This window comes from Cellulomonas sp. P5_C6 (genome assembly GCF_054049635.1).
Genome location: NZ_JBFULZ010000248.1, coordinates 1 through 5,179 on the forward strand (window position 1 = coordinate 1; position 5,179 = coordinate 5,179).

Consider the following 5,179-nt stretch of genomic DNA (forward strand, 5'->3'; position numbering starts at 1 on the left):
CGGTGTCGCCGTCGTGCAGGCGCTGCGTGATCGCGATGTCCGTCGCCGCGGTGATCGCGTCGGCGTCGTCGGCCCCCGCTGCCGCACGGGCGCCGGTCACCGCGACCACGGAGGCGAGGGCGCGGTGGTGGTCGGGGTGCCGGTGGGTCGTGACCACGAGGTCGAGGCGGCCGGTGCCCTCGTTGACGAGCGCCAGCAGGCGGTCCGGGTCGGCCGCGGCATCGAGCAGGAGCTGGGAGCCGTCGGCGACGCACGTCAGCAGGTAGGCGTTGTTGTCCATGGGGCCGACGGACGCCTGCCGGATCTCGAGCTCGCGGACGCCGGCGGTCATCGGCCGGCCCGCTCGAGCGCGAGGTCGTGGCTGTGCACGGCGCGGACGAGGGCCAGGTGGGACAGCGCCTGCGGCAGGTTGCCCGCCATCCGGTGGCCGACCGGGTCGTACTGCTCGGCCAGCAGCCCGACGTCGTTGGCCAGGCCGACGAGGATGTCGAGCACCTCGGTCGAGCCGTCCACGTCGCCGCCGCGCGCGAGGGCGTCGGCGAGCCAGAACGAGCAGGCCAGGAAGGCGTGCTCGTCGCCGGGCACGCCGTCGTCGGTCTGCTCCGTGCGGTAGCGCCGCAGCAGCCCGGGGGCGATCTCGAGCTCGTCGCGGATCACGGCCAGGGTGGACACGATCCGGGGGTCGTCGGGCGGCAGGAAGTCGACCTGCGCCATCTGCAGCAGGGCGGCGTCCGTGTGGGTGGCGCCGTACGACTGCACGAACGTCCCGCGCTCCTCGTTCCACGCGTGCGCCAGGACGTCGGCGTGGATGGCGTCCCGTTCGACGCGCCACTGGTCCACGGGGCCGTCGAGCCCGTGCCGCTCGACGGCTCGGACGGCGCGGTCGACGGCGGCCCACGCCATCACCTTCGAGTGCGTGAAGTGCTGTGGGTCGCCGCGGACCTCCCAGATCCCGCGGTCGGGTTCCCGCCAGCGGGTGAGCAGGTGGTCGATCAGGTGCCGCTGGAGGGACCAGGAGTCGTCGGTCTCGGCGAGCCCCGCGTCCCGGGCCATCTCGAGCGCGCACATCACCTCGCCGAGGACGTCGTTCTGGACCTGGCCGACGGCGGCGTTGCCCACGCGGACGGGCGTCGACAAGGCGTAGCCGGACAGGTGGTCGAGCTCCCGCTCGGGAAGGTCGCGGCCGCCGTCCACGCGGTACATGATCTGCAGGTCCGCGGCGTTGCCGGCGACGGCGCGCAGCAGCCAGTCGCGCCACCCGGTCGCCTCGTCCCGGTACCCGTGCTCGAGCAGTGCCTCGAGCGTCATCGCGGCGTCGCGCAGCCAGCAGAACCGGTAGTCCCAGTTGCGCGCGCCGCCGAAGTCCTCCGGCAGCGACGTCGTCACCGCGGCCACGATGCCACCGGAGTCGGCGTCGGTGAGCAGGCGCAGCACGAGGAGCGAGCGCACCACGGCCTCGCGGTAGGACCCCTCGTAGGCGCACCGGCGCGCCCACAGCCCCCACTCGATGCGGGTGCTGTCCAGCCGGTCCTCGATGGTGAGGCGTGGCGGGACCGGGTCCCAGGACCGCGTCCAGGTCAGCGCGAGCTCGACCGACTCGCCGGCGCGCAGCGTGAACCGGTCCGCGTGCCGTCGGCCGTCCGGGACCGGCAGCCGGTCACCCCTCAGCAACAGCGAGTCGGGTCCGGCGATCGCCCGGATGGCGTCGACGCCCGCCGAGTCCGTCAGGCGATAGACCCACGGCTCGACCTTGCCGTACCCGAACCTGACCACCCACTCGTGGTCGACCTCGACCGTGCCGCTGGTGCACTCGAGCCTGCGCACGATGTCCGACCTGCCGTCGCTCAGCGGCATCGTCTCCTGCGCCACCGCGGTGCCGGTCGGAGCCACGTACGTCGTCTGCAGGACGAAGGAGTCGTCGAGGTACCGGCGCGTCACCGAGGTGGCCTCACGGACCGTGAGCAGCCACCGCCCGTTGTCGGGCGTGCCCAGGAGCCGGGCGAACGACGCCGCGGAGTCGAACTGCGGGAGGCACATCCAGTCGATCGAGCCGCGACGCGAGACGAGCGCCGCGGTCTGCCCGTCGCCCAGGACGGCGTAGTCCTCGATGGGCACGAGCGGGGGGTCGACGACGTCGTCGGGGCGGTCCACGAGCCGAGCATGGCCCGGCTCCGAGCAAGTGGCACGTCGGCCCGCTGTGCGTTCGCTCACGTCGAACAGATGTGCGATTGTCGGTGGCGGCACGTAGACTCCCCGCCGTGAACGAACGACTGGTGGTGCAGGGCGCCCGCGAGCACAACCTTCGGAACGTCGACCTCGATCTCCCGCGCGACAAGCTCATCGTGTTCACCGGTCTGTCCGGGTCGGGGAAGTCGTCGCTGGCGTTCGACACCATCTTCGCGGAGGGGCAGCGCAGGTACGTCGAGTCGCTGTCCGCGTACGCGCGCCAGTTCCTCGGGCAGATGGACAAGCCCGACGTCGACTTCATCGAGGGTCTCTCGCCCGCGGTGTCGATCGACCAGAAGTCGACCAACCGCAACCCGCGCTCGACGGTCGGCACCATCACCGAGGTCTACGACTACCTGCGCCTGCTGTACGCGCGCGCCGGTACGCAGTACTGCCCGATCTGCGGCGAGCGCGTCACGGCGCAGACCCCGCAGCAGATCGTCGACCGCCTGCTGGAGCTGCCGGAGGGCACGCGGTACCAGGTGCTCGCGCCGGTCGTGCGCGGCCGCAAGGGCGAGTACGCGGACCTGTTCAAGGAGCTCCAGGCCAAGGGCTTCGCCCGCGCCCGCGTGGACGGTGAGGTCGTGCAGCTGACCGAGCCCCCGGCGCTCGAGAAGAAGCTCAAGCACGACATCGAGGTCGTCATCGACCGCCTGGTCGCCCGCGAGGGCGTGCAGYGCCGGCTCACCGACTCGGTCGAGACGGCCCTCGGCCTCGCCGGCGGGCTGCTGGTCGTCGAGCTGGTGGACGCGGACATCGACGACCTGAACCGCGAGCGGCGCTTCTCCGAGCACCGTGCGTGTCCGAACGACCACGTGCTCACGCTCGACGAGATCGAGCCGCGGACGTTCTCCTTCAACGCGCCCTACGGTGCCTGCCCGGAGTGCACCGGCATCGGCTCCCGCCTCGAGGTGGACCCCGACCTGGTGGTCCCGGACGAGGACCTCTCGCTGGACGACGGCGCGGTCGCCCCGTGGTCGCAGATCTCCAGCGAGTACTTCGCCCGCGTGCTGAGCGCGCTGGCCGCGGACATGGGCTTCTCGACGTCCGTGCCGTGGCGGGCGCTGCCGCAGCGAGCCAAGGACGCGGTGCTGCACGGCCAGAACCACGAGGTGAAGGTCCGGTACAAGAACCGCTGGGGTCGCGAGCGGCAGTACTCGACCGGGTTCGAGGGCGTCATCACGTTCCTCGAGCGTCGGCACACCGAGACCGACTCGGACTRGAGCAAGGAGAAGTACGAGGCCTTCATGCGCGAGGTCCCCTGCCCGGTCTGCGAGGGCGCCCGGCTCAAGCCGGAGGTCCTGGCCGTGAAGGTCGGCGGCAAGTCGATCGCGGAGGTCTGCAACCTGCCCATCCGCGAGGCACGCGGGTTCCTCGACGGCCTCGAGCTGGGCGAGCGCGAGCGAGCCATCGCCGCGCAGGTGCTCAAGGAGATCCAGGCGCGGCTCGGGTTCCTGCTCGACGTCGGTCTCGACTACCTCTCCCTGACCCGCCCGGCCGCGACGCTGTCCGGCGGCGAGGCGCAGCGCATCCGGCTGGCCACGCAGATCGGCTCCGGCCTGGTCGGCGTGCTCTACGTGCTGGACGAGCCGAGCATCGGCTTGCACCAGCGCGACAACCGGCGACTGATCGACACGCTGACCCGCCTGCGGGACCTCGGCAACACGCTCATCGTCGTCGAGCACGACGAGGACACCATCCGCACCGCGGACTGGATCGTCGACATCGGCCCGGGCGCCGGCGAGCACGGCGGCCGCGTGGTCCACTCGGGCGACCTGGCGGGCCTGCTGTCCTCGGCCGAGTCGGTCACGGGCGCCTACCTCTCCGGGCGCCGGACCATCCCGATGCCCAACGAGCGCCGGCCCACCGACAAGCAGCGGCAGCTGACGGTCGTCGGCGCGCGCGAGCACAACCTGCAGGGGATCGACGTGTCGTTCCCGCTCGGCGTGCTCACGGCGGTGACGGGTGTCTCCGGCTCCGGCAAGTCGACGCTGGTCAACGCGATCCTCTACACGGTCCTGGCCAACGAGCTGAACGGCGCCCGGCAGGTCGCCGGCCGGCACAAGCGCGTGACCGGCCTGGAGCACCTGGACAAGGTCGTGCACGTGGACCAGGGGCCGATCGGCCGCACGCCCCGGTCCAACCCCGCCACCTACACCGGTGTCTGGGACCACGTCCGGCGGCTGTTCGCCGAGACGACGGAGGCCAAGGTTCGCGGCTACACGCCCGGCCGCTTCTCGTTCAACGTCAAGGGCGGGCGCTGCGAGGCGTGCTCGGGCGACGGCACGCTGAAGATCGAGATGAACTTCCTGCCGGACGTCTACGTGCCCTGCGAGGTCTGCCACGGCGCGCGCTACAACCGCGAGACGCTCGAGGTGCACTTCAAGGGCAAGACGGTCGCCGACGTGCTCAACATGCCGATCGAGGAGGCCGCCGAGTTCTTCGCCGCGGTGCCCGCGATCTCCCGGCACCTGCGCACGCTGGTCGACGTCGGGCTCGGGTACGTGCGGCTGGGTCAGCCGGCGCCGACGCTGTCCGGGGGCGAGGCGCAGCGCGTCAAGCTCGCGGCCGAGCTCCAGCGCCGCTCGACGGGCCGCACGATCTACGTGCTCGACGAGCCCACCACCGGCCTGCACTTCGAGGACATCCGCAAGCTGCTCGGGGTGCTCCAGTCGCTGGTCGACAAGGGCAACTCCGTGATCGTCATCGAGCACAACCTCGACGTGATCAAGAACGCGGACTGGGTCATCGACATGGGCCCCGAGGGTGGCAGCGGTGGCGGCCTGGTCATCGCCGAGGGCACCCCGGAGTACGTCGCCGGCGTCGAGGAGAGCCACACCGGCCGGTTCCTCGCCGAGGTGCTCGAGCCCGTCAAGCAGCCCGCGAAGCGGCGGACCGTCAAGCAGCGCGTCCCGGCGTGACCGAGGCCGGGCCCGGCGACCTGGTCGTCCTC

At 71.8% G+C, this 5,179-nt stretch carries 3 protein-coding genes; 1 reads left to right on the plus strand and 2 read right to left on the minus strand.

Annotated features, from left to right (window positions below):
* A partial coding sequence (locus ACXJKG_RS19205; protein ID WP_456847332.1) for an MBL fold metallo-hydrolase occupies positions 1 to 331 on the minus strand: 331 nt, incomplete at its 3' end.
* Positions 328 to 2,151, minus strand: coding sequence for a glycoside hydrolase family 15 protein (locus tag ACXJKG_RS19210; RefSeq protein ID WP_456847333.1), 1,824 nt, complete (start codon positions 2,149 to 2,151; stop codon positions 328 to 330). The genes ACXJKG_RS19210 and ACXJKG_RS19205, both read right to left, overlap by 4 nt.
* Before the next feature lie 107 nt (positions 2,152 to 2,258).
* Here ACXJKG_RS19210 and uvrA point away from each other — a divergent pair, with 107 nt between their 5' ends.
* Positions 2,259 to 5,147: an excinuclease ABC subunit UvrA gene (uvrA, locus tag ACXJKG_RS19215; RefSeq protein ID WP_456847334.1), complete on the plus strand. Its 2,889-nt coding sequence runs from the start codon at positions 2,259 to 2,261 to the stop codon at positions 5,145 to 5,147.
* Positions 5,148 to 5,179: the final 32 nt, after the last annotated feature.